This is a genomic window from Mesorhizobium mediterraneum, assembly GCF_002284565.1.
In the GTDB taxonomy this organism is placed as follows: domain Bacteria; phylum Pseudomonadota; class Alphaproteobacteria; order Rhizobiales; family Rhizobiaceae; genus Mesorhizobium; species Mesorhizobium mediterraneum.
Map to the genome: position 1 here is coordinate 397374 of NZ_NPKI01000026.1, position 24699 is coordinate 422072.

Genomic DNA, 24699 nt, shown 5'->3' on the forward strand with positions numbered 1-24699 from the left:
CTATATCTGACCAATTCTTCAACAGGTGTTGATCCCAGCATGCGCGTACTGGTCGTCGAAGATGACAAGGATCTCAACCGGCAGATATCAGACGCGTTGGTCGATGCCGGCTATGTCGTCGACCGGGCCTTCGACGGTGAGGAAGGGCATTTCCTTGGCGATACCGAGCCCTATGACGCCGTGGTGCTCGACATCGGCTTGCCGCAGATGGACGGCATCAGTGTGGTTGAGCGCTGGCGACGCGGCGGCCGCAAGATGCCGGTCCTGATTCTGACGGCGCGCGATCGCTGGAGCGACAAGGTATCCGGCATCGACGCCGGCGCCGACGATTACGTCACCAAGCCGTTCCACATCGAAGAGGTGCTGGCCAGGGTTCGCGCGCTCATCCGGCGCGCGGCCGGCCATGCGTCGTCCGAGTTGACCTGCGGGCCGTTGCGGCTCGACACCAAGGCCTCCAAGGCCGATGTCGACGGCGTGCCGCTGAAGCTGACGTCGCACGAATTCCGCCTGCTTGCCTATTTGATGCACCATATGGGCGAGGTCGTGTCCCGCACCGAGCTGGTCGAGCATCTTTACGATCAGGATTTCGACCGCGATTCCAACACAATCGAGGTCTTTGTCGGGCGGCTTCGCAAGAAGATGGGCATCGACATGATAGAAACCGTTCGCGGCATGGGCTATCGAATGCGTGAGCCGGAGGCGTAAGGCGGAACCGCTCAAACAGACTGCAAGAACGCCGCTTTCGCTGCGGTTCTGGCCGCGTTCGCTGGCGTTCCGGGTGATCGCCTTTTCCACGGTCTGGGCGATACTCACCCTGGTCGTCATCTTCACGCTGATCACGACGCTCTATCGCCAGGCGAGCGAGCGCGGTTTCGACAGCTTGCTGTCGGCGCATCTGTTCAATCTGATCGGCTCGGTCGGCGTGTCCGAAGGCGGTTCGCTGACCGGCGCTCCCGACCTTGGCGATCTTCGGTTCTCGGAGCCGAATTCCGGCTGGTACTGGTCGGTGGAGCCTGCGTCGGAAGGCGTGCGCGGCGATCTGCACTCCTCCTCGATGACCAAGACGATCCCGTCGCCAGGCGTCGCCGAGGTTCCCTTCAATGCCAGCTTCCAGCGCAGCTATGCCACCGAAGGCATCAATGGCGAGGAGCTGGAAGTGTTCGAGAGCGAATTCGTTCTCGACGCGAAAAATCGCGCGGCGCGCTTCCGTGTCATGGGCAACCAGACCGAGCTCGAGCAGGAGATAGGCGCCTTCCAGCGTCGCCTTCTGACCTATCTTTCCCTGTTCGGCGTCGGCATGATCGCCATCAACGCCATCGCCATCCTGCTGGGCCTGCAGCCATTGCGCCGGGTCAGGAACGCTCTCGCCATGGTGCGGGAAGGAACCGCGCAAAGGCTAGACGGCCGCTTCCCGGCCGAGATCGAGCCGCTTGCCAACGAGACCAACGCGCTGATCGAAAACAACAAGCGTATTGTCGAGCGCTCGCGCACGCAGGTCGGCAACCTCGCCCATTCGCTGAAGACGCCGCTGGCGGTGCTGATCAACGAGGGGCGGGCGCTTGGCGGCGCCAAGGGCAAGCTCATAGCCGAGCAGGCCGCCTCGATGCAGAAGCAGGTTGACCACTATCTGCAGCGCGCCCGCGTCGCGGCGCAACGCGACAGCGTCGTCTACCGTACGCCGGTGGCGCCGCTGGTCCAGCGCATGGTGCGCGTGCTGCAAAAACTCAACCCGCAGACTGCTCTCTCGCTTTCGCTGCCGGCAGTCGATATCGTCTTTGCCGGGGAACGTGAGGATCTGGAAGAATTGCTTGGCAATTTGCTCGACAACGCCATGAAATGGGCAAAGAGCGCGGTCGCAGTGTCGGTGGCACCAATCTCCGACAAGACGAGTGGCGCCGGCAAGGAGGGTGCCGTCAATCTGTTCGAGATCAGTATCGAGGATGACGGCCCGGGCATTCCCGAAGACAAGGCGCGCGAGGCGCTGAGGCGCGGACGGCGGCTCGACGAGACCAAGCCGGGGACCGGGCTTGGACTTGCCATTGTCGCCGACCTCGTCAATGAGTATGGAGGCGTTCTGGCTCTGGAACGGTCCGGCATGGGCGGGTTGAAGGCAGTGGTTCGATTGCGGAGCCTTCAATGATGCTTGATCGACGGTGCGTGATATGGCGGCATGTCGATTGGTCCCGTAGCGTCGGCCGCGGCCAAATTTCGGACAAACATCAACATTAATGGCCACACCGACTTCCCCGATGGCGCGGCTCCCAGCTCTAACTCAAGAAAACCGGTTGTTGGCATGAAGATTCGCGTCGCGCTCGTTTCCGCACTGCTGGCCGTTTCCGGCTGCACGACGCTGGGCAACAGCCCGGCCCCCACGGTGGCGCCGCAGCCTGCCGTCACGCCGCCAACTGACGGCAAGATCGCGACGACGATCATTTCCGCCATGGGCGGCGGCCTCGTCAGCGGATCGATCGGTGCCGGCTTGAAGGAATCCGAGAAGCGCAAGGCGCTGGAGGCGGAATACAAGGCGCTCGAGTACACAGCGAGTGGCCAGAAGGTGACGTGGAAGAGCGATCGGTCGGCGCATTATGGCGAGGTTGTCGCCGCCCAGCCCTATCGTGTCGGCTCGCAGGACTGCCGGCAATACACCCATACGGTCTTTACCGGGGCCGCCGGCGCCACCGCGCGCGGAACCGCTTGCCGCAACGCCGATGGCAGCTGGACGCCGCTGACGTAACGACTGGGCGGATAGGTCCGGTTGACATCAATCAAGCACATGCGACGCACCTGCCGTCAAAGCGTCGCAGGATGCCTGTGTTGGCAGGGCAGGGCTCTGCCGTTATTGGAAGAAGCATGCTGTTCTGGGTCATAGCTGCCATTCTCACGCTGGGTGCAAGCCTGGCGGTTCTGCTGCCGCTGGCCGGCGGCCCGAAGGATGGTTCGGCGAGCAGCGATCATGACCTTGAAGTTTATCGCGACCAGCTGTCGGAGCTTGACCGAGACGTGGCGCGCGGCCTGATCCAGCCGGCGGAGGCCGAAGAGGCGCGTGCCGAAATCGCTCGCCGCATCCTTCGCCTGGACAATGCCGGGGCCGGGGCCGATCCGGCCGACAAGGCCGCGGCGCGGCAGCCGTCGATGGCGACCAGGCTGGTTGCGACGGCCGCGGTCCTGGTGGTTCCGCTGGTCAGTTGGGGCTTGTACAGCCAGCTGGGCTCGCCCGATCTGCCGTCGCAGCCGCTCAGCGAGCGGCTGACCAAGAATCCCGCCGACAGTTCGGTGGACGAGCTGGTGGCACGCGCCGAGGCTCACCTTGCCGCCAATCCGTCCGATGGCAGGGGTTGGGACGTTCTGGCGCCCATCTATCTGCGCATGCAGCGCTTCGCCGATGCGGTGACGGCCTATCGCAACGCCATTCGCCTCGACGGTGACAGCGCCGCCCGCCAGGCAGGCCTCGGCGAGGCGATCGCCAACGCAGCGGGCGGCATTGTTTCGTCCGACGCTCAGGCCGCTTTCGAGGCGGCGCTGAAGCTCGATCCGGCAAATCCGAAGGCGAGCTTTTATCTCGCGATGGGCATGGCGCAGGAAGGCCGCATTGAGGAGGCGACAGCTGGCTGGCAGAAAATGCTAGCGGCCTTGCCGCAGGACTCAGCCTGGCGCGGCGCCGTCGAGCAGGCACTGGCCGAATCCGCCAAGCGGAGCGTCGCTTCGGGAGAGCCTGCAAAAGGCCCGGGCGCCGGGGATGTCGATGCCGCCTCGTCGATGTCGCCGCAGGACAGGGAAGCGATGATCAACACCATGGTTGCGGGACTTGATGAAAAACTTCGTCAAAACCCGCGCGATGCGGAAGGATGGATGCAGCTTATTCGTTCCTATGTCGTGCTGGGCAAGGCCGATCAGGCACGCGACGCGCTCAATCGCGGTATCGCCGTTTTTGGCTCCGATAGTGAGGAAGCGAAGAAATTCACCGCCTTTGCCGTCTCGCTTGGTCTGACGGCGACGGAGTAAAACATGACGCGCAAACAGAAAAGACTGTCGGTGATCGCCGGAGGGTTGGCCTTTCTCGGTGCCGCCACCGGTCTGACCTTCTACGCGCTCGGCCAGAAGGCCTCCTACTTCTACATGCCCGCCGATCTGACCACCGCCAGCCTGCAGCCCGGGCAGCGTATCAGGCTCGGCGGCCTCGTCGAAAAAGGCACGATCGAGCGCGGCCAGGGGGCCACTGTCGCCTTTTCGGTGACCGACAATCAGAAGCAGGTGAAAGTCACCTACACCGGCATTCTTCCCGACCTTTTCCGCGAGGAGCAGGGCGTCATCACTGAAGGCACGTTTCGCCCGGACGGCGTCTTCGTCGCCGACAGCGTGTTGGCCAAGCACGACGAGAACTACATGCCCAAGGAGGTGGCCGACGGTCTCAAGGCCAAGGGCGTGTGGCAGGAGAGCAAGAGTGAGTAACAGCCTTGGTTGAAACCGGACATTTCGCGCTGGTCCTGGCGTTTGCGCTGGCCTTGGTGCAGACGCTGGTACCGCTGTTCGGCGCGCGCATGAACAACCAGAAGATGATGGCCGTCGGCGGTCCGGTCGCGGTGACCGGCTTCGCCTTGACCGCTCTGTCCTTCGCGGCGCTGGCGATAGCCTATGCAACGTCCGATTTTTCGGTGGCCAATGTCTGGGACAACTCGCATTCGCTGCAGCCGCTGATCTACAAGATCACCGGCACCTGGGGCAATCACGAAGGCTCGATGCTGCTCTGGGTGCTGATCCTGACCTTCTTCGGCGCGCTCGTCGCTGCTTTCGGCAGCAATCTTCCTGCGACGCTTCGAGCCAATGTGCTGGCCGTGCAAGGGGCCATCGGCGCCACCTTCTTCCTGTTCATCCTGGCGACGTCCAACCCGTTCGCCAGGCTCAATCCGGCGCCGATCGAGGGCCGCGATCTCAATCCGATCCTGCAGGATCTCGGTCTCGCCATCCATCCGCCGCTGCTCTATCTCGGCTATGTCGGCTTCTCGATCTGCTTTTCCTTCTCGGTCGCCGCCCTCATCGAAGGCCGCATCGACGCGTCCTGGGCGCGCTGGGTGCGGCCATGGACGCTGGTCGCCTGGATGTTCCTGACAGGCGGCATCGCCATGGGCTCCTACTGGGCCTATTACGAACTTGGCTGGGGTGGCTTCTGGTTCTGGGATCCGGTCGAGAACGCCTCCTTTATGCCATGGCTGGCGGGCACGGCGCTGCTCCACTCGGCGATCGTCATGGAGAAGCGCTCGGCCCTGAAGATCTGGACGCTGCTGCTGGCGATCCTGACCTTCTCGCTGTCGCTGCTCGGCACCTTCCTGGTGCGCTCCGGGGTGCTCACTTCGGTCCACGCCTTCGCCACCGATCCGACGCGCGGCGTGTTCATCCTCTGCATCCTGACACTGTTCATCGGCGGATCGCTGGCGCTGTTCGCCTTTCGCGCGTCGAGGCTGACGGCCGGCGGCCTGTTCCATCCAATCTCGCGCGAAGGGGCGCTGGTCCTCAACAATCTGTTCCTGACCACGGCCACCGCCACCGTGCTGATCGGCACGCTTTATCCGCTGGCGGTCGAGGCCGTTTCAGCCGACAAGATTTCGGTCGGCGCGCCGTTCTTCAACCTGACATTCGGCCCGCTGATGGTGCCGCTTCTGGTCGTGGTCCCGTTCGGGCCGCTGCTGGCCTGGAAGCGCGGCGACATCTTCGCCGTCGCCCAGCGCCTGATGGCGGCCTTCGCCGCAGCGCTTCTGGCCGTGCTGGTGACGGCCTTGTTCATCGACGGCGCGTCGGTGTTCGCAGCACTTGGCGTCGGCCTGGCCTTTTGGCTGATCTGCGGCGCGCTCACCGATATTGCCGTCAAGTCCGGCTTTGGCACTGTCGCAACCGGCACCATGTTCAGGCGCTTCGCCGGCCTGCCGCGTTCGGTCTTCGGCACCGCGCTCGCCCATCTCGGCCTCGGGCTGACGACGCTGGGCATCGTCGGCACGCTTTGCTTCGGCACCGAGAAGATATTGTCGATGCATGCGGGCGAGACCGTGCAACTGTCCGGCCACACGCTGCGTTTCGAAGGGCTCTATCCCGCTCAGGGGCCTAATTACAGCGAGGATCGTGGCCGCTTTGCGCTGCTCGACGCCGATGGAAGCACAACCGCCATAATCACCTCATCCAAGCGCTCCTATCCGGTCCGACAGATGACGACGACCGAGTCCGGTATCAAGACGATTGGGTTCAGCCAGCTCTACCTCTCGCTTGGCGACGAAGGGACCGACGGCTCCGTCGTGGTGCGGCTTTGGTGGAAGCCGCTGGTGACGCTGATCTGGGGGGGCAGCCTGGTCATGATGGCAGGTGCTGCGATGTCGCTCATGGACCGGCGCCTGCGCGTCGGGGCACCGTCGCGCCGCCGCAAGTCGACCGGCGCAGTGCCTTCCGCGAGCCTGCCATGACCGCAAGATTTTCACTGGCCTCGCTGATCCTGCTGCTGACGCTGTTGTTTGCCGGCGCTTCACTTGCGGTGAAGCCCGACGAGGTTCTGGCCGACCCGGCGCTCGAGACGCGGGCGCGGACGCTTTCGGAAGAGCTGCGCTGCATGGTTTGCCAGAACCAGTCGATCGATGAATCCGATGCAGACCTTGCCCGCGATCTGCGCGTGCTGGTGCGCCAGCGCCTCGTTGCCGGCGACACCGACCAGCAGGTGATAGACTATATTGTTTCCCGCTACGGCGAGTTCGTGCTGTTGAAACCGCGCTTCAGCCTGCGCAATGCTTTACTCTGGGGCACGCCGATCCTTCTGCTCCTTGCCGGCGGCGCCGTCATCGTGCTCGGCGCCCGCTCGCGCCGCTCAGCGCCAACCAATGCGTTGACCGCCGAGGAACAGGCGGAGCTGGACACTATTTTGCACCGGGACTGAAGGCGGCGGCCCCCGCAAACATTACGAAAGTTTCATGCACCGGAAATGGCGCCGTAATGTGCGCCCCTCTATTTCTCTTGCCCGAGGATGCCGACCGAAGCGCATCCCTTGAAGAGGATACGAGACCCATGAATATTGCCCCCAGTTCATATCCCCGCACCCGCAAACGCCTGATGGCTGCCGCAGCTTCAGTGGCCATTGCCGGCGCGATCGGCTTCGGCGCGGTTGCCACCGTGACAGCCCCGGTCCTGGCCGAGGCCGTGCGTGTCGAGGCGCCGCAGGTCCCGAGCTTCGCCGATGTGGTCGAGCGCGTTTCGCCGGCGGTCGTCAGTGTACGCGTCAAAGCCAAGATAGAATCGACCGCCGACGACGGCTCCGACCTGCCCGACGGCTTCGGCAATCTTCCCGACGATCCGCAATTGCGCCGCTTCTTCAGGGAGTTCCGTGGCTTTGGCGATCAGGGGGGCCAGGATGGAATGCGGCGCTTCGGACGCCGTGATCAGAACCGCCAGCCGCGGCCGGTCGCCCAGGGGTCCGGTTTTTTCATCTCCGATGATGGTTACCTCGTCACCAACAACCATGTCGTCGGAGATGGCTCGTCCTTCACGGTGGTGATGCATGACGGCAAGGAACTCGACGCCAAGCTGGTCGGCACAGACCCACGCACCGATCTCGCGGTGCTCAAGGTCGAAGGCGACGGCAAGTTCACCTATGTCGACTTCGCCGATGATTCCAAGGTTCGCGTCGGCGACTGGGTCGTGGCCGTCGGCAATCCGTTCGGCCTCGGCGGCACGGTCACCGCCGGCATCGTCTCGGCTCGTGGCCGCGATATCGGCGCCGGCCCCTATGACGATTTCATCCAGATCGACGCCTCGGTGAACCGCGGCAATTCGGGCGGCCCGACCTTCAACCTTAACGGCCAGGTCGTCGGCATCAACACCGCGATCTTCTCGCCGTCCGGCGGCAGCGTCGGTATCGCCTTCGACATTCCTGCCTCGACGGCAAAGGCTGTCGTGCAGGATCTGATGAAGGACGGCACCGTCCAGCGCGGCTGGCTTGGCGTCGAGATCCAGCCGGTCACCTCCGAAATCGCCGAATCGCTTGGGCTGAAGTCCGATAAGGGCGCGCTCGTTTCCAGCGCCCAGAACGATGGTCCGGGCAAGAAGGCCGGTATATCAGCCGGTGACGTCATCACTCAGGTGGACGGCAAGGACGTCGCTTCGCCGAAGGAACTCGCGCGTCTGATCGGCGCCTACCAGCCCGGCAAACCGGTCGAGGTCACGCTGTGGCGTGACGGCAAGAGTGAGACCGTCAAGGTCGATCTCGGCACGCTGCCTTCGAGCGACAAGCAGGCTTCGGCCGACCAGCAGCCTTCCGCTCCGCCAAAGGCCGACACGCTGGCCGATCTCGGCCTCACCGTCACCAGATCCGACGATGGCAAAGGGCTTGTGGTGACCGATGTCGACCCCGACAGCGATGCCGCCGATCGCGGCATCCAGCCGGGCGACGTCATCACCTCGGTCAATTCGACGGAGGTCAATGGCACCGACGATGTCGCCAAGGCGATGGCCGACGCGGTGAAGTCGGGCCGCAAGGCGGTGCTGATGCAGATCACCCGCGACGATAGCAACCGCTTCGTCGCGCTGCCTGTCGCCAAGGGCTGACGTTCCAGACTTTTCCGGTGCGGCGGTTTTCAACACCCCCCGAGCCGCCGCACCGGAAAGCACGGGGCCTGAATACGTTAGTCAGTCAGTCATCGTGTTCCCCAGCGGCAGCGGACTCCCATCGCCCGCTGCCGCTCGAACAGAGCATGACGGCATGCTCAAACACGAAGCATGTCGCCCAAAAGTGTGAAGCGGTTTTGGGATGACGACATGCTCAAACAACGAAGCATGTCGCCCAAAAGCCCGCCTCGGTCTTGATCCGAGGGTGCCGGTGGCTTTGGGACAACGACATTCCAAAACAAAGACTTACGGCGTATCCTTGAATCACTTTGTTCGCGATACGCTCTGGTGAGGCCACGATGCATATGCCGGCCACTCAATCTTCCAGCGAAATCGCGTATAACGGTCCCATGAAGATTCTCGTCATAGAAGACGATCGCGAAGCGGCCGATTACCTCCAGAAAGCCTTCACTGAGGCCGGACACACCGCCCATGTCGCCGGCGATGGCGAAACCGGCTTCGCGCTCGCTGATTCCGGCGACTATGACGTGATGGTCGTCGACCGCATGTTGCCGCGCCGCGACGGCCTGTCGGTCATCGCCGGTCTGAGATCAAGAGGCAACACGACGCCGGTGCTGATCCTGTCGGCACTCGGCGAAGTCGACGACCGGGTCACCGGCTTGCGCGCCGGCGGCGACGACTATCTGACCAAGCCCTATGCCTTTTCCGAGCTTCTGGCCCGGGTCGAGGTGCTGAACCGCCGCGCCAGCGCCAGGGAAGCCGAAACCGTCTACCGGGTTGGCGATCTTGAGCTCGACAGGCTCTCGCATTCGGTGCGGCGCGCGGCGCGCGAGATCACGCTGCAGCCGCGCGAGTTCCGGCTTCTGGAGTATCTGATGCGCCATGCCGGCCAGGTGGTGACGCGCACCATGCTGCTGGAGAATGTCTGGGACTACCATTTCGATCCGCAGACCAACGTCATCGACGTTCACGTCTCGCGGCTGCGCGGCAAGATCGAGAAGGGCTTCGACAAGCCGATCCTGCACACGGTTCGTGGCGCCGGCTATATGCTCAAGAGCGGGTAGCATGGCTCTTTCCATGCCGGCCATCATGAGGACGACGGCAGCGCGGCTTTCGGCGCTCTATCTCCTGCTGTTCGCCATCTGCGCGGTGCTGCTCGTCTTCTACATGACCTCGCTGTCGGCGCGCATGCTGACCGGCCAGACCCAGGACACGATCAACGACGAGGTGCTCGGCCTCGCCCGGGCCTATCAGCGCGGCGGCTTGCCGCTGCTGGTCCGCGTGGTCGAGCAGCGCTCCCGCCAGCCCGGCGCCAATCTCTATTTGATCGCCGACACCAACGGCCAGATCCTGACCGGAAACGTGCAGAGCCTGGAGCCCGGCGTTCTCGAGGCCGAAGGCTGGACGACAGAGCCGTTTTCCTACCGGCGCTTCGGCGAGGCCGAGCTCGAGCGGCAACGCAATCCGGTCGCCGACCCGAACGACACCCAGTCCGGCCAGAACGAAGTGCAAGTGGAGGGCGAGAAGGGGCATAACGCCATTGCGCTGGTGTTGCGCCTGCCGAACCAGATGATCATGCTGGTTGGTCGCGACCTCGGCGAGCCGGAGCGGTTCCGCGCCGTCATCCGCCGCGCGCTGATGCTGGCGCTGGGCATGATGGGGCTTGGCGGGCTTCTGATCTGGTTCTTTGTCGGACGCGCGGCGCTGAAGCGTATCGACTCGGTGTCGGAGGCGAGCCGCCGCATCATGGGCGGCGATCTTTCCGGCCGGCTGCCGGTCACCGGCGCAGGCGACGAGTTCGACCGCCTCTCCGAAAACCTCAATTCCATGCTGGCCAGGATCGCCACGCTCAACGAAGGGCTGAAGCAGGTCTCCGACAACATCGCCCACGATCTGAAGACACCGCTGACTAGGCTGCGCAACCGCGCCGAGGCGACGCTTTCCGGTAAGTACAAGGCCGCCGACTACCGGCAGGCGCTGGAAGGGACCATCGCCGAGTCCGACCAGCTGATAAAAACCTTCAACGCCATCCTGATGATCTCCAGGCTGGAGGCGGGCTATTCCTCCGAAAGCACCAGCCGGGTCGATCTGGCTGCGTCCGTGCGCGATGTCGTCGAGCTCTACGAGCCGGTGGCGGAGGAGGCGGGGGTGACACTCGAGACTTCGGTGCAGGATGCCTTCGCCGTCGAAGGCAATCGCGAGCTGATCGGCCAGGCGCTGTCGAACATCGTCGACAACGCGATCAAATATTCTACCGACTCGACAGCCAAGCCGTCCGTCCGCGTGGCGCTCGATCGCGTCGGCAGGGAAATCAGGCTTTCCGTCACAGACAACGGCCACGGCATCCCCGACGATGCCGATCGCGCCAGGGCGACCGAGCGTTTCGTGCGGTTGGAGAAAAGTCGCTCGCAGCCGGGTTCCGGCCTGGGCCTCAGCCTCGCCAAGGCAATCATGACATTCCACAACGGACGGCTTGATCTTCTGCCGGCCGATCCCGGATTGTCCGTCGTTATGAGTTTTCCCGAAAGGGAGGATCGCTGATGGCGGTGAGGGCGGCTGCGGAACAGCCCAACTGGCTCTTGAAGCCGGCGGCAAAGCTCGTTCCTCTGGATCAGAGCCGCGCCCGGCACGAATTGTCGGGGATCGCTTCCGCCGCGCAGGAAGAGGGGCTTACCCGGCTGGGAAAATTCCTGCCCGGCAAGGGCGCCGTCCAGGACTTCCTCGCCGCAGTGTTCGACCTGTCGCCGTTTCTGCGCGACACAGTGCGCCGCCGCCCGCAGATACTCGATGCGCTTTTCGATCAAACCGTCGAGGCCCGGCTGATTACGATCGGCACGGCGATCGACAAGGCCGCGCGGGCGGAAGCCATCTCCGAAAGCAGCCTGATGATGGAGCTGCGGCAATGGAAAGCGGAAGCGCATGTCCTGATCGCGCTGGCCGATCTTGCAGGCGAGGCCGAAACCGCCGTCACGGTACGGCGGCTCAGCAGTCTTGCCGACGCCTGCACCCGCGCTGCTGTCGACTTCCTGCTTCGCGACGCGCACGGACAAGGCAAGCTCAACCTGCCGGACCCCGAGGATCCGGCGCGCCGGTCGGGTTGGATCCTGCTAGGCATGGGCAAGCTTGGCGCGCATGAGCTGAACTTCTCCTCCGACATCGACCTCGTCGTTTTCTTCGACCCGCAGGCGCCTGCCGTCGTCGATCCGCTCGACGCGACGGAGCTGTTTTCGCGCCTGACGCGCCGGCTGGTCCGCATTCTCCAGGACCGCACCGAACACGGCTATGTCTTCCGCACCGACCTCAGGCTTCGTCCCGATCCCGGTTCGACGCCGTTGGCGATCCCGGTCGAGGCGGCACTGCGCTACTACGAGGCGCGCGGCCAGAACTGGGAGCGCGCCGCCATGATCAAGGCGCGACCGGTGGCCGGCGATCTCGCAGCCGGTGCTGCGTTCCTGAAGGACCTCCAGCCCTACATCTGGCGCAAATACATGGACTATGCGGCGATTGCCGACGTTCATTCGATCAAGCGCCAGATCCACGCCCACAAGGGCCACGGCGAGATCGCCGTGAAGGGCCACAACATCAAGCTCGGCCGCGGCGGCATTCGCGAGATCGAATTCTTCGTCCAGACCCAGCAGCTCATCGCCGGCGGCCGCTTCGCCGAGCTGCGCGGCCGCGAGACCGTGCCGATGCTTGGCCAGCTTGCGGCACGCGGCTGGATCACTGCCGATGCGCGCGACGCGCTCGCCCGGCAATACTGGTTCCTGCGCCGCGTCGAGCATGCCATCCAGATGGTCGCCGACGAGCAGACGCATATACTGCCGGAAGATGACGAAGGGCTTGAACGCATTGCGCGTATGCTCGGCTTTGCCGATGCGGCGGCCTTTGCCGGGGCGTTCCGCGCTGCGCTCCATCAGGTCGAACGCCACTACGCAGCGCTTTTCGAAACCGCGCCCGAGCTTTCGGCGGGCATCGGCAATCTGGTCTTTACCGGCGATGTCGACGATCCCGACACGTTGCAGACCCTGCAGAGATTGGGATTCCAGCGGGCGAGCGACATCTGCCGCGTTATCCGCGGCTGGCATTTCGGCCGCTATCGCGTCACCCGATCGGCCGAGGCGCGCGAGCGGTTGACCGAACTGACGCCGGCGCTGCTGCAATCCTTCGGCCAGACGCGCCGGGCGGACGAGGCGTTGATACGCTTCGATGAGTTTCTTGCCGGCCTGCCCGCCGGTATCCAGCTTTTCTCGCTGCTCCAGTCCAATCCCGCTTTGCTGAAGCTGATGGCGACGATCATGGGCGCAGCCCCCCGGCTGGCCGCTATCATCACGCGCCGGCCGCACGTGTTCGATGGCCTGCTCGATCCGGCCCTTTTGACCGAACTGCCGGACCGCGCCTATCTGTCAGGCCGTCTCGCCGCCTTCCTCGAAGGCGACAGGGCCTACGAGGACGTGCTCGACCGCTTGCGCATCTTTGCTTCCGAGCAAAAATTCCTGATCGGCGTCAGGCTGCTTGCCGGCTCGATCGATCCGGTCCGCGCCGGCCGTGCCTTTTCCGATCTGGCCGATCTTACCATCGACGCGGCGCTGCAAGCTGTCATCGCCGAGTTCGAGCTGCGGCACGGCCGCGTCGCCGGCGGCACTGTTGCGCTGCTCGGCATGGGCAAGCTCGGCAGTCGCGAACTGACGGCCGGCTCCGACGTCGATCTCATCCTGCTCTATGATCACGACACCGATGCCGAAGAATCCGATGGCGACAAGCCGCTCGCCCCATCCCACTATTACTCCAGGATGACGCAGCGGCTGATATCGGCCGTCTCGGCGCCGACGGCCGAGGGCGTTCTCTACGAACTCGATCTTCGCCTGCGGCCGTCCGGCAACAAGGGGCCCGTGGCGACCCATGTCGATGCCTTCAAGAAGTACCAGCGCCAGGACGCCTGGACATGGGAACATATGGCGCTGTCCAGGGCTCGCGCGATCGGTGGCGATCATGCGCTGTGCACCGAGGTCGAAGCCGAGGTGGCGGCAATGCTTGCCCTGCCGCGCGACGGCGCCAAGGTGATGGCCGAGGCGTCCGAGATGCGCGCGATGATCGAGAAGGAGAAGCCGCCGCGCGATCTCTGGGACATAAAGCTGATCCCGGGTGGTCTCATCGACCTCGAATTCATCGCGCAGGTGGCGGTGATCACGGGCAAGGTCGAAGCCGGCCGCCGGGTCATCGGGACAGCGGAAGTCCTGTCGAGGCTGGCGCCGGATTTCGCTGAGGCCCAGATCAGGCAGGAGCTTTGCGATGCCTATGCGCTCTATCTGGCGCTGACCCAGATGATACGGCTCTGCCTCACTGGCGTGTTCGAACGCGACGACGTTCCGCCGGGGCTTTCGGATCTGCTCCTGGCGGTCACCGACCTGCCGGATTTCGGTGTGCTGGAAGCGCATCTCAAGGAGACGTCGCAAAAGGTCAGGAAGGATTTCGACCTTCTGCTTCGTGCGAAGCGACCATGAGGGCGTAACGCCAAACGGCTGTTTCAGCGAGAGCATCGGGGGTGCTGTCCCCTCCGGCGTTCCCGAAAGTGCCAACCGCTTCACGACAACTGAGGGTCAGGCGGCGGCCCTGATCGGCTGCGTCGACTTCTTGATCGGAATGCGCACCGACACGATCGTGCCGGTGCCTTCGGTGGAGCGGATTTTCAAGGCGCCGCCCTGAAGCTCGGCCAACGAGCGTGAGATGGCGAGGCCAAGGCCGGACCCGGCATGGCTCTTGGAAAACTGGTTCTGCACCTGTTCGAACGGCCGCCCGAGCTTGCTCAGCGCCTCCTTCGGGATGCCGCAGCCATTGTCTTCGATCGTCAGGACCAGAGCGCTGGATGTGTTGCGGGCCCTTACCGCAATGCGGCCGCCCTGGCCGGTGAATTTCACCGCATTCGACAGGAGGTTGATGACGATCTGCTTGATTGCTCGGCGGTCGGCGAAAAGCGTCAGTGAATCTGGGATGCGTGTTTCGACAGTGATCGACTTTTCCGCTGCCTGCAGCGAGATGACGCGCACCGTTTCCCTCATCAGCGGGCAGAGGTCGATTTCCTCCTGATCCATCGAGAACTGGCCGGCCTCGATCTTCGACATGTCGAGGATGTCGTTGATGACGCCCAGAAGATACTTGCCGCTGCCGTTGATGTCGGTGGCATATTCCTCGTAGCGCGGCGAGCCCAAGGGCCCGAACAGCGCCTGTTCCATCAGCTCCGAGAAGCCGATGATCGCGTTGAGCGGCGTGCGCAGTTCGTGCGACATGTTCGCCAGGAACTCGGATTTGGCCCGGTTCGCGGCCTCGGCGCGCTCGGTTTCCTTCATGTATTCGCGATTGAGCTCGACCAGTTCGCGCGACCGCTCTTCCTCGGCCCGGCGGGCAAGGCTGAGGTCGTGGATCGTCGCCATCAGCCGGCGCTCGCTGTCGACCAGCTTCTCCTGGTGCAGCTTGATCTGGGTGATGTCGGAGCCGACCGAGACGGTGCCGCCGTCCCTGGTTCTGAGCTCATTGACCTGCAGCCAGCGCCCGTCGGCAAGCTGCCGCTCGAAGGTCACGCCGCCTTGCTGCCCGTTGGTGTTGGCAAGCCGTCGCTCCGAAGCGAAGGCAAGCATGCGTTCTTCCAGAACGGTGCGCGAGGCGCCCGGCATCACGTCGCGATCTGACAGGCCGTTGTCCTGCTGGTACTTGGAATTGCACATGATCAGACGCTGGGCGGAGTCCCAGAGCACGAAGGATTCGTTGATGTTTTCGATGGCCGTTCGCAGGCGAAGATCCGCAGCCTCGGAGCGCAGCGCCAGGTGCCGCTGCTCGGTTACGTCGACGGCGATGCCGATCAGCTGGATCTCCGGCGCTTCCGGGTCGATCACTTGCGCCCTTGCGCGCATCCACACCCATTGTCCGTCGGCATGGCGCATCCGGAACACCTGGTCGATGTGATCGATCTCGCGTGCGACGATCCTGTTGGCAAGCTCGAACAGGTCGCCGTCCTCGGGATGGATGATCTCGTCGACCTCACCGAACGACAGCATCGTGTCGCAGGGCTCATAGCCGAGCATGTCGTACATCGAGCGCGACCAGTACATCTTGCCACGCACCATGTCCCAGTCCCACAGGCCGCAGCGGCCGCGCACCAGCGCCATGTCGATGCGCTGGTGCGCTTCGAGATAGATGCGGTCGGCGGCCTGGGCGCGCGCCGCCTGGCCGAAATAAGCGTAGAGGATGATGATCAGCACGCCGGCTGTAAGCACGAAGAGGGTGACGTTGAGCGAAACGGTCTTGCGCCACGTGTCGAAGACCGCTTCCTGCGGAACGAGCGCTGCGGCAGCGCCTTTCCCGCCACTTGCCAGGCTCACTGCCGCATACCAGTCCTGACCGCCGATGCTGACCTCCATGACGCCGGCGCGGTCGCCGAACATGAACAGCGGTTGACCGCCTTGGACGATGCCGTCGAGCGGTCGCCCCTCCCAGCGCGTCGATAGCGGTGTCACGGCAATGATCTTGAGCGCGCCGTCAGTGACCGCAAGCACGTGGCTTCGGCCCATGGCGCCCTGACGGCTAATGCCCTCCAACAGGTCCTGCGTCGCGCCCGGCGCCATCTTCGCATCGACGCTAATCGAACTGGCCAGTTGGCCCGCCGCGAGCGAGAGGATCGCCTTGGCGTCGCGTTCCACGTCGTCGCGCTCGTTCATCAGCGACAGGAACCGCAGCGCCGCGATGACGAGCAGGAAAATGATGATCAGGGCCGGTATCGATCGGCGCAACAATGGCTCGGCTGCCAGGAGCCGTCGGTAGGCGGGTTCGGCGATGAGCCGCGCATTGCCGGCGAGACCATCGCTTCTCGCCTCACGCCGCTCAAAAGCCGTCCCTCCGGGCGCGCCCCACGCGTCCGCCTTCGCCATAAATGGCTCTCCCCGATTTTGAATCTGCTTGACGATCCGGCGACGCCGCACTTCCGAATCTTCAGCTAAAGAATCAAAGGTGATTCGCCTTGTCCAGAGGCGCGGCGAAAAAAGATTAAAAATCGACTAAAATAATGGCTAAAGCCGCCGATCTCCCTCCCCCTTGAGGGGCGGGTGGCCCGTAGGGCCGGGAGGGGTCGTCGGCGAAGCGCTCCATCTTTGAATCAACGGTCGAGGCAGGTGGGATCGGTCGAGGCCGCGCACTGCCGCAGCGACCCCACCCGTCCATCCGCCTTCGGCGGCTGTCCAACCTCCCCTCAAGGGACCCTCAAGGGGGAGGGATCACGCAAGAGTGCGCTCGACGATGTCCCGCAAATCAGCCGACAGGTTCTCGACATTGGCAATCGATAGCAGCGCTTCCCTTGCCTTGGCCTGCCGGGCAGGTTCGAGCGAGCGCCATGATCTGAGTGCCGTCGCCAGCCTGGCGGCCAACTGCGGGTTGCGCTTTTCGACCTGCAAGACCGTTTCGACGAAAAACCGGTAGCCTTCGCCGTCGGCGCGATGGAAGCCGGTCTGGTTGGCGCTGGAAAACGTGCCGACAAGCGAGCGCACCCGGTTCGGGTTGGCCATAGAGAAGGCCGGGTGGCCGGTCAGGGCGCGCACCGCATGAATGGTTTGCGGGCCTGGCACGCTGGCCTGGATCTGGAACCACTTGTCCATCACCAGAGGATCGGTCGCATATTTCGCTCCAAAGTCAGCCAGTGCCTTGACCGTCTCGGGCGAACCCCTGTGGCGGAGCGCAAGCACGGTCAATGCAGCGGCGCGGTCCGTCATATTGGTCGCGGACTGGAAATGCCGGGCCGCAAGCGCCGCGCTTCCCGGCAGCAGCGAGAGATAGTCGAGCAGGATGTTGCGCAGCGCCCGCCGCCCGGCGCTCGCCGCATCCGGACTGAAAGCGTCCTTGTCGGCCAGTCGATCGTAGAGGCGGGAGAATATCTCGCTGTTGGTCTCGGCGATCGCGGCCGTCAGCGCCTCGCGGGCCGAGAGGATGGCATCGGGGTCGATGTTCTTGCCGATGTCACGGGCGATATCGGCTTCGCTCGGAAGCGCCAGAGCCAGCGCTCGATAGGCCGGCTCAAGTGTCTCGTCGCCGGCTATCTTGCCGGCAAGATCGGTCAACCGTGATGCGAAATTGGGCTGCTTGCCGCCAAGGACCTGGCGGAAGGCGGATATCAGGGAGTCGGTCAAAAGCGTGTTGAACGCCTGCCAGCGCGAGAAGGTATCGTCGTCATGGCCGGCAAGGAAGAACTGATCGTCGGCCTTCTGCTCGACGGAAAGCGTCACCGGCGCCGAGAAGCCGCGGTTGAGCGACATGGCCGGGCGCTCGGCAACGCCCGAGAAGCGCACCATGTGCCGGCGCTTGCGGATGTGGATAACGCCGTCCTCGACGGAAGCTCCCTCGACGCCGTTATAGGCTATCGCTTTGCAATCGGCGCCGACCAGGCTGAAGGCCAGCGGAATGTGCATCAGCCGCTTGCGGCTTTCGGACGGCGTCGGCGGCACCGACTGCTCGATCTCGAGCGTGAATTCCTGGGCTGCCGCATTGTGCGTCGAACTGATCGTCAGATTGGGCGTGCCCGCCTGATGGTACCAGAGCGAAAATTGCGACAGGTCGCGGCCGGACACATCCTCGAACACCTTGATGAAGTCCTCGATCGTCGCAGCCTCGCCGTCATGGCGCTGGAAATAAAGGTCCATGCCGGCCCGGAACGTCTCGGCGCCGAGAATGGTGCGGATCATGCGCACCACTTCCGAGCCCTTTTCGTAGACCGTCGCCGTGTAGAAATTGTTGATCTCGCGGTAGCGGCGCGGCCGCACCGGATGCGCCAGCGGCCCCTGGTCTTCGGGAAACTGATGCGCCCTGAGCGTGCGCACTTCGGCAATGCGTTTTACCGCTCGCGAGCGTTGGTCGGCCGAGAATTCGTGATCGCGAAAAACCGTCAGCCCTTCCTTCAGGCAAAGCTGGAACCAGTCGCGGCAAGTGATTCTGTTGCCAGTCCAATTGTGGAAATACTCGTGCGCGATGATCGCCTCGATATTGGCGAAATCGGCATCCGTGGCGGTCTCCTGGTCGGCCAGCACATATTTGTCGTTGAAGATGTTGAGGCCCTTGTTCTCCATCGCGCCCATATTGAAGTCGGACACCGCGACGATGTTGAAAACGTCGAGGTCGTATTCGCGGCCGAACGCCTCCTCGTCCCATTTCATCGACCGCTTCAGGGCGTCCATGGCGTAGCCGGCGAGCGGCTCCTTGCCCGGCTCGACATAGATGCCGAGATCGACCTTGCGACCGGATAGCGTGATGAAGCTGTCTGCGACTTTGCCGAGCGCGCCCGCCACCAGTGCGAATAGATAGGACGGCTTGGGGAAGGGGTCGTGCCAGACCGCATAGTGCCAGCCGTCGGCAAGTTCGCCGCTGCCCGCCGGGTTGCCGTTGGAAAGAAGCAGTGGCGCCTCGTGGCGCCGCGCCTCGATGCGCACCGTATAGACGGACAGGATATCGGGGCGATCGAGAAAATAAGTGATGCGCCGAAAGCCCTCGGCCTCGCATTGCGTGCAATAGACGTTGCTGGAGCGATAGAGGCCCATCAGGGCTTCGTTGTGTGCCGGCGCTAGCTCGGTTTCGATCAGGAGCTGGAAGCGGGGTGCTGCGGGCGGCGTGGTGATCGTCAGCTGATCGGGCGTGGCAAAAAAATCCATCGGCGCGAGTGTCCGGCCGTCGATTGCGATGCGGCTGAGCGTCAGGCCATCGCCATCCAGCACCAGTGGCACTGACGCCGCCACGCCGTCGCGGCGTTCGACCGTCAGTTCGGCGGTGACGCGCGTGGCTTCTGGCGACAGGCGGAAAGTCAGGCTGGTTTCCGGAATGAGATAGTCGTTGGGGCGATAGTCTTCGAGCTTGAAGACCTGGCCGGTGTCAGTGCGCATTCGGTGGGGTTTCCTGTCGATTCCCGCAGCGGCAAGTGGGTCCGCTGGTCTAAAAATTTGAAGCCCGCGCTCTTTACACGAAACCGTCACTCGACAAAACTGGCGCAATGCCTATTTCAGGCACTCGTTCTCCACATCATCGCGAGGTATCCATGACCGTGGTCACACCGAAATTCGGCATGGGCGCATCTGTGCTGCGTCGCGAGGACCAGGCCTTCCTCAAAGGTCTCGGTCGCTATACGGACGACATCCAGCCGGCCGGCCTCCTGCACGGCTACGTCCTGCGCTCGCCGGTGGCCAAGGCAAGCTTCACCATCGGTTCGACCGAGGCGGCCAAGGCGGCACCTGGCGTCCATCTGGTGCTGACCGGTGCGGATCTTGCTCATCTCGGCAAGCTGAAATCCGGCGTCATGCAGAGGCAGCCGGACGGCACCAAGGCGCCGACCCGCGACATTCCGGTCCTTTGCCGCGACCGGGTCAATTATGTCGGCGACGCCGTCGCATTCGTCGTCGCCGACAGCCGCGCGCTGGCGCAGGACGCGGCCGAATTGATCGAGGTCGATTACGAGGGCGAGGATGCCGCCTCCGGCACCGCCACGGCGCTTGACGAAGGCACGCCGCTGGTTTGGCCGGAACTCGGCTCCAACCGCGCCTTCAGCTATCACATCGGCGACAAGGCGAAGACCGCGGCAGCATTCGCCGGGGCGGCGCATGTCACTCGCATCGAATTCATCAACAACCGGCTGGTCTGCAACTACTTGGAGCCGCGCTCGGCGATCGGCGAGTGGAGCACGCAAGAGAACCGCTTCGTGCTGACCACGGGCTCGCAGGGCGTGCATTCGATGCAGTACATCCTGGCCGATGTGTTCAAGATCAAGAAGAACCAGCTGCGCGTCATCACGCCGGATGTCGGCGGCGGCTTCGGACCGAAAAGCTTCGTCTATCGCGAGCATCCGCTGGTGCTCGAGGCTGCCAAGCGTCTTGGCCGCCCGGTCAAATGGGCCGGCGACCGCACCGAGCATTTCCTCACCGATGCGCAAGGCCGCGACAATGTCGTGACCGCCGAGATGGCGATGGACAAGGACGGCCGCTTCCTCGGCATGAGGGTCGATCTCCTCGCCAATATCGGCGCTTACATCTCGCAATACGGCCCGTTCATCCCCTATATCGGCGTCACCATGTCGACCGGCGTCTACGATATCCAGGCGCTCGATGTTTCGGTGACCGGCCTTTACACCAATACCTGCCCGGTCGATGCTTATCGCGGCGCCGGCCGCCCGGAAGCGGCATTCCTGCTGGAAAAGCTCGTCGACGCCTGCGCCCACGATCTCAGCCTTCCCGTCGAAGAGATCCGCCGGCGCAATTTCATTCGGCCTGCGCAGTTTCCCTATCGCACCCAGACCGACCGCCTTTATGATACCGGCGAATTCGCAGGCCATATGGACCGCGCCATCGAACAGGCGGAGTGGCAGGCGTTCCCGGAACGGCTGGCGCAGTCGAAGGCTGAAGGAAAGATCCGCGGCATCGGCATGGCGACCTATATCGAGGCCTGTGCGTTTCCGGGCTCTGAGCCGGCCTTTGTCGAACTGAACGGCGACGGCACGGTGACGCTGAAGATCGGCACCCAGACCAACGGGCAGGGACATGCGACCGCCTATGCGCAATTCCTCTCGGAAAAGCTTCATCTCGATATCGACAAGATCCAGGTCCGCCAAGGCGACACCGACGAGCTGAAGGCCGGCGGCGGCACTGGCGGCTCGCGCTCGATCCCTCTTGGCGGTGTATCAGCTTCTCGCGCGGGTGAGGATCTGGCCAACAAGATCAAGCGCATCGCCGCGGATGAACTGGAAGCCTCGGCCGGCGATATCGAATTGTCCAACGGCGTCGCCCGAATCGTCGGCACCGACCGCACGATCGATTTTTCGAGCGTCGCCAAGGCCGCCAAGAACCCGGACGATCTCAAAGGCTTTGGCGAGTTCGTGCAGGACGAATGCACCTATCCGAACGGCACCCACATCTGCGAGGCCGAGATCGATCCCGACACCGGCACGACGGAGATTGTTCGCTATACGACCGTCGACGATTTCGGCGTCACCGTGAACCCGATCCTGCTGGCTGGCCAGGTGCATGGCGGCGTCGTCCAGGGCATCGGCCAGGCGCTGACCGAGAACACGGTCTATGACGAGGACGGGCAGCTGTTGACGGCGAGCTTCATGGATTACGCCATGCCGCGCGCCGACGATTTACCGTTCTTCCATTTCGAGACCCGCAATGTGCCATCGACCACCAATGCGCTCGGCATCAAGGGGGCCGGCGAGGCCGGCACGATCGGAGCGACGCCGGCCGCGCTCAACGCGGTGACGGATGCGCTGTATCGCGCCTACGGCATCAGGCACATCGACATGCCGGCAACGCCGGCGCGCATCTGGGCAGCGATCCAGGAAGCAACTGCTAAGTGAGCCCTACAGATCATCCCGGCGGACACAACACGCTGACCGGGATCATGCTCAAGATCGTGTCGGTGGCGGTCTTTGTCGGCATGTCGTCCTGCATCAAGGCGGCGGGCACCGTACCGGCGGGCCAGATCGTCTTCTTCCGCTCCTTCTTCGCCATCTTTCCTATCATCATCTTCCTGGCCTTCCAGGGGAAGCTTGGCACCGCATTTTCCACCAAACGCCCGCTCAACCACATTGCGCGCGGCGTTGTTGGCGTCTGCGCCATGGGCCTCGGCTTTTTCGCGCTGACGCGTCTGCCGCTGCCCGAGGCGATCACGCTGAACTACGCACAGCCGCTGCTGGTGGTGGTGTTCAGTTCGATCTTCCTCGGCGAAGCGATCCGCGTCTATCGCTGGAGCGCGGTTGCGGTCGGATTGGTCGGCGTGCTGGTCATCTCATGGCCGGAACTGACCCTGCTGAGCTCGGGCGCAGCACTCGGCGATCAGGAGGTGCTCGGCGTCATCGCCGCCCTGGTCGCGGCCGCGATCTCGGCCGTAGCCATGCTGCTGGTGCGCAATCTCGTCCAGAGCGAGCCGACGGCAACCATCGTGCTGTGGTTTTCGGTGACGGCGAGCGTCCTGGCGTTGCTTTCGCTGCCGTTCGGCTGGCAGGCGCTGACACCGATGCAGGCAGGCCTTCTGGTTGTGTCAGGCTTTTGCGGCGGGGTCGCTCAGATACTGATGACGGCAGCCTATCGCCATGCTGAGGCCTCGGTCGTGGCGCCCTTCGAGTACACGTCTATGATACTCGGCATAGCCGTCGGCTATCTTGCTTTCGGCGACGTCCCGACGGTTCATATGCTCATCGGCGGCCTGATCGTCGTTGCCGCCGGCATCTTTATCATCTGGCGCGAGCGCCAGCTTGGCCTCGAACGTGCGCGCACCCGACAGGCGACCCCGCCGCAAGGATGATCAGAACGGCTCGGCCCGATCCTTCGCCAATCGCACCAGCACCGTCCTTGTCTGCTCATCGGCAGGGAAAAAGGATTCGATCGCCAGTTCCGACAGCGTCACGTCGAGCGGCGTGCCGAACACGGTGATCGTGCTGATGAACGACAGCACAGCATCGCCATGGGCAAGCCGCAGCGGGTGCACGATCGCGTTCGGCTCGACCGGCACCGGTCGTGCGCCGTTCAGGCCGGACGGATAGGTCCGAAGCTCGCGTTCCAGTTCGACCAGGACCGGGTCGCCTGAGGCGTCGTTCTGGTGTTTCAGCCGGTCGAGAAGGTGCGCGCGCCATTCGGCGAGGTTGACGATGCGCGGCGCGACGCCACCCGGGTGCAGGCTGAGTCGCAGCACGTTGACCGGGGGCTTCAGCAAGGAGGGCTCGGCGACATTGGCCAGGAACGGGCCGATGGCGGCATTCGCCGACACCAGGTTCCAGTGCCGGTCGACAGCGAGCGCTGGGAAGGGTTCGTGCCCCTTGAGCACGATCTCGACGGCCGCCATCGCCGGCGCCAGCGAGGCATCGGTGAGCGAGCGCTCGCTGAAGCTAGGGGCAAAACCCGCGGCCAGCAGGAGCTGGTTGCGCTGCCTCAGCGGGATCGAGAGCTGCTCGGCCAGATGCAGCACCATGTCGCGCGAAGGTGCCGCGCGACCGCTCTCCACGAAGCTCAGATGCCGCTGTGAGATTTCGGCTTCCATGGCGAGATCGAGTTGGCTCATGCGCCGGCGCGTGCGCCATTCGCGAATGAGGCTGCCGGCGGAGGTCTGGGTTGCTGTCATGAGCGCATGACTAGGCCGCTAGCGGATGCATTTCAATTACCTGGCAGGTTATGGCGTCAACCCAGCGCCCGCAGTTTCGCCTTCACCTCAAGGAAATCCCGCCACGCCAGCTTCTTGTGCGCGGGGGTTCTCAAGAGATAGGCCGGGTGAAGGGTCGGCATGGCGGGAATGGCAATGCCGGAGGCGGTCGTGTGGACGCGCCAATTGCCGCGTAGCCGTAGGATGCCCTCGGTGGTGTTGAGGAGGGTCTTTGCCGAAGGGCCGCCCAGGTTGACCAGCACCTTCGGATTGACCAACTCGATCTGCCGTTCGATGAACGGCCGGCAAATCTCGGTCTCGTGCGGTGTCGGCGTGCGGTTGCCCGGCGGCCGCCAGGGGATGACATTGGCGATGTAGGCCGATGTGCGGTCGAGGCCGATCGCAGCCAGCATTCGGTCGAGCAGCCGGCCCGAGCGGCCGACGAACGGCAATCCCTCTATGTCCTCGTCGCGGCCGGGCGCCTCGCCGACCAGCATGACAGCGGCATTCGGATTGCCGTCGGCGAACACCAGGTTCTTGGCGGTGTATTTGAGATTGCAGCCGTCGAACGCCGCCATGTGCTGGCGAAGTTCCTCCAGGGTTGCGGCCGTCATTGCCAACTGGCGCGCCAATGCCGCTTGCGCTTCGTCGGGCACCGTCGCTGTGCCCGACGGCGCGCGCACCGCCGGTGCCGCAGCTTGCCTTTCGCCCATTTCGGCGCGTGAGACGCTGGTCGAGCGTGGCAGTGCGGCGCCTTTTTCACCAGTTGGCGGCGTAACCGTCGCTGGCGCCCGCCCAGGTGGCTTTGACGCAGCCTCGGCAAACCTGTTCACCGGCTCGTCTTCGAGCGCTTCATCGACGCCCGCGCTGGCGTAGAAGGTCAAAAGGTCGGCGATATCAGGTCGGTTGTCTCGGGGAACGGCAGTCATGCCTTCACATTCGGCCGCGCGGCAGGAATTT

General features: G+C 63.9%; 17 protein-coding genes. 13 read left to right on the forward strand and 4 right to left on the reverse strand.

Features of this window, described 5'->3' with window-relative positions; translation table 11 throughout:
• Positions 1-39 precede the first annotated feature (39 nt).
• The 11 genes from CIT25_RS21810 (at position 40) to CIT25_RS21860 (ending at position 14096) form a co-directional block, all read left to right on the forward strand.
• The gene (locus CIT25_RS21810; protein ID WP_023800820.1) at positions 40-705 is read left to right on the forward strand and encodes a response regulator transcription factor; all 666 of its coding nucleotides are present in this window, start codon (positions 40-42) and stop codon (positions 703-705) included.
• Entirely contained in the window at positions 689-2140 is a 1452-nt protein-coding gene (locus CIT25_RS21815; RefSeq protein WP_095486552.1) for an ATP-binding protein, read from the forward strand. The genes CIT25_RS21810 and CIT25_RS21815 overlap by 17 nt, the downstream gene beginning before the upstream one ends.
• 153 nt (positions 2141-2293) lie before the next feature.
• Positions 2294-2734 (forward strand): hypothetical protein, encoded by a 441-nt coding sequence (locus CIT25_RS21820; RefSeq protein ID WP_095486553.1) that lies wholly within the window; start codon positions 2294-2296, stop codon positions 2732-2734.
• Between the two features lie 116 nt (positions 2735-2850).
• Positions 2851-4002: a c-type cytochrome biogenesis protein CcmI gene (gene ccmI, locus CIT25_RS21825; protein WP_095486554.1), complete on the forward strand. Its 1152-nt coding sequence runs from the start codon at positions 2851-2853 to the stop codon at positions 4000-4002.
• A 3-nt stretch (positions 4003-4005) separates the two neighbouring features.
• A complete protein-coding gene (gene ccmE / locus CIT25_RS21830) occupies positions 4006-4449 on the forward strand; it encodes a cytochrome c maturation protein CcmE (protein ID WP_095486555.1) in 444 nt (147 codons plus the stop codon).
• Positions 4450-4454: 5 nt separating this feature from the next.
• Positions 4455-6446, forward strand: a complete 1992-nt coding sequence (locus CIT25_RS21835; protein ID WP_095486556.1) for a heme lyase CcmF/NrfE family subunit — start codon at positions 4455-4457, stop codon at positions 6444-6446.
• Entirely contained in the window at positions 6443-6910 is a 468-nt protein-coding gene (locus CIT25_RS21840; protein WP_095486557.1) for a cytochrome c-type biogenesis protein, read from the forward strand. The genes CIT25_RS21835 and CIT25_RS21840 overlap by 4 nt, the downstream gene beginning before the upstream one ends.
• 128 nt (positions 6911-7038) lie before the next feature.
• Positions 7039-8574: a Do family serine endopeptidase gene (locus tag CIT25_RS21845; protein WP_095486558.1), complete on the forward strand. Its 1536-nt coding sequence runs from the start codon at positions 7039-7041 to the stop codon at positions 8572-8574.
• A 410-nt stretch (positions 8575-8984) separates the two neighbouring features.
• A complete protein-coding gene (locus CIT25_RS21850) occupies positions 8985-9659 on the forward strand; it encodes a response regulator transcription factor (protein WP_164547000.1) in 675 nt (224 codons plus the stop codon).
• Position 9660: 1 nt separating this feature from the next.
• The gene (locus CIT25_RS21855) at positions 9661-11136 is read left to right on the forward strand and encodes a sensor histidine kinase (RefSeq protein ID WP_095486560.1); all 1476 of its coding nucleotides are present in this window, start codon (positions 9661-9663) and stop codon (positions 11134-11136) included.
• On the forward strand, positions 11136-14096 hold the full coding sequence (locus tag CIT25_RS21860; RefSeq protein WP_095486561.1) for a bifunctional [glutamine synthetase] adenylyltransferase/[glutamine synthetase]-adenylyl-L-tyrosine phosphorylase: 2961 nt from the start codon (positions 11136-11138) through the stop codon (positions 14094-14096). Before CIT25_RS21855 ends, CIT25_RS21860 begins: the two co-directional genes overlap by 1 nt.
• 96 nt (positions 14097-14192) lie before the next feature.
• Here CIT25_RS21860 and CIT25_RS21865 read toward each other — a convergent pair whose 3' ends face one another.
• Positions 14193-16514: a PAS domain-containing sensor histidine kinase gene (locus tag CIT25_RS21865; RefSeq protein WP_095486562.1), complete on the reverse strand. Its 2322-nt coding sequence runs from the start codon at positions 16512-16514 to the stop codon at positions 14193-14195.
• Positions 16515-16856: 342 nt separating this feature from the next.
• A complete protein-coding gene (gene pepN / locus CIT25_RS21870; RefSeq protein WP_095486563.1) occupies positions 16857-19502 on the reverse strand; it encodes an aminopeptidase N in 2646 nt (881 codons plus the stop codon).
• 152 nt (positions 19503-19654) lie between these two features.
• On the opposite strand from pepN, the gene CIT25_RS21875 reads away from it, so the two are divergent.
• Both CIT25_RS21875 and CIT25_RS21880 read left to right on the forward strand, forming a co-directional pair.
• A complete protein-coding gene (locus CIT25_RS21875; protein WP_095486564.1) occupies positions 19655-21961 on the forward strand; it encodes a xanthine dehydrogenase family protein molybdopterin-binding subunit in 2307 nt (768 codons plus the stop codon).
• Positions 21962-22005: 44 nt separating this feature from the next.
• Positions 22006-22908 carry a DMT family transporter gene (locus CIT25_RS21880; RefSeq protein ID WP_095486565.1) on the forward strand — a complete coding sequence of 301 codons (903 nt, stop codon included), beginning with the start codon at positions 22006-22008 and terminating at the stop codon, positions 22906-22908.
• Here the strand turns inward: CIT25_RS21880 and CIT25_RS21885 are convergent, their stop codons facing one another.
• Both CIT25_RS21885 and CIT25_RS21890 read right to left on the reverse strand, forming a co-directional pair.
• Positions 22909-23721, reverse strand: coding sequence for a helix-turn-helix domain-containing protein (locus tag CIT25_RS21885; RefSeq protein ID WP_095486566.1), 813 nt, complete (start codon positions 23719-23721; stop codon positions 22909-22911).
• A 56-nt stretch (positions 23722-23777) separates the two neighbouring features.
• The gene (locus tag CIT25_RS21890) at positions 23778-24668 is read right to left on the reverse strand and encodes a uracil-DNA glycosylase (RefSeq protein WP_095486567.1); all 891 of its coding nucleotides are present in this window, start codon (positions 24666-24668) and stop codon (positions 23778-23780) included.
• Positions 24669-24699: the final 31 nt, after the last annotated feature.

Excerpts from the sequence above, each read along its gene's own strand:
- CIT25_RS21810 (WP_023800820.1), top strand. The coding sequence starts at position 40 with ATGCGCGTACTGGTCGTCGAAGATGACAAGGATCTCAACCGGCAGATA.
- CIT25_RS21820 (WP_095486553.1), top strand. The coding sequence starts at position 2,294 with ATGAAGATTCGCGTCGCGCTCGTTTCCGCACTGCTGGCCGTTTCCGGC.
- ccmI (WP_095486554.1), top strand. The coding sequence starts at position 2,851 with ATGCTGTTCTGGGTCATAGCTGCCATTCTCACGCTGGGTGCAAGCCTG.
- ccmE (WP_095486555.1), top strand. The coding sequence starts at position 4,006 with ATGACGCGCAAACAGAAAAGACTGTCGGTGATCGCCGGAGGGTTGGCC.
- CIT25_RS21840 (WP_095486557.1), top strand. The coding sequence starts at position 6,443 with ATGACCGCAAGATTTTCACTGGCCTCGCTGATCCTGCTGCTGACGCTG.
- CIT25_RS21845 (WP_095486558.1), top strand. The coding sequence starts at position 7,039 with ATGAATATTGCCCCCAGTTCATATCCCCGCACCCGCAAACGCCTGATG.
- CIT25_RS21850 (WP_164547000.1), top strand. The coding sequence starts at position 8,985 with ATGAAGATTCTCGTCATAGAAGACGATCGCGAAGCGGCCGATTACCTC.
- CIT25_RS21855 (WP_095486560.1), top strand. The coding sequence starts at position 9,661 with ATGGCTCTTTCCATGCCGGCCATCATGAGGACGACGGCAGCGCGGCTT.
- CIT25_RS21860 (WP_095486561.1), top strand. The coding sequence starts at position 11,136 with ATGGCGGTGAGGGCGGCTGCGGAACAGCCCAACTGGCTCTTGAAGCCG.
- CIT25_RS21865 (WP_095486562.1), bottom strand. The coding sequence starts at position 16,514 with ATGGCGAAGGCGGACGCGTGGGGCGCGCCCGGAGGGACGGCTTTTGAG.
- pepN (WP_095486563.1), bottom strand. The coding sequence starts at position 19,502 with ATGCGCACTGACACCGGCCAGGTCTTCAAGCTCGAAGACTATCGCCCC.
- CIT25_RS21875 (WP_095486564.1), top strand. The coding sequence starts at position 19,655 with ATGACCGTGGTCACACCGAAATTCGGCATGGGCGCATCTGTGCTGCGT.
- CIT25_RS21880 (WP_095486565.1), top strand. The coding sequence starts at position 22,006 with ATGCTCAAGATCGTGTCGGTGGCGGTCTTTGTCGGCATGTCGTCCTGC.
- CIT25_RS21885 (WP_095486566.1), bottom strand. The coding sequence starts at position 23,721 with ATGACAGCAACCCAGACCTCCGCCGGCAGCCTCATTCGCGAATGGCGC.
- CIT25_RS21890 (WP_095486567.1), bottom strand. The coding sequence starts at position 24,668 with ATGACTGCCGTTCCCCGAGACAACCGACCTGATATCGCCGACCTTTTG.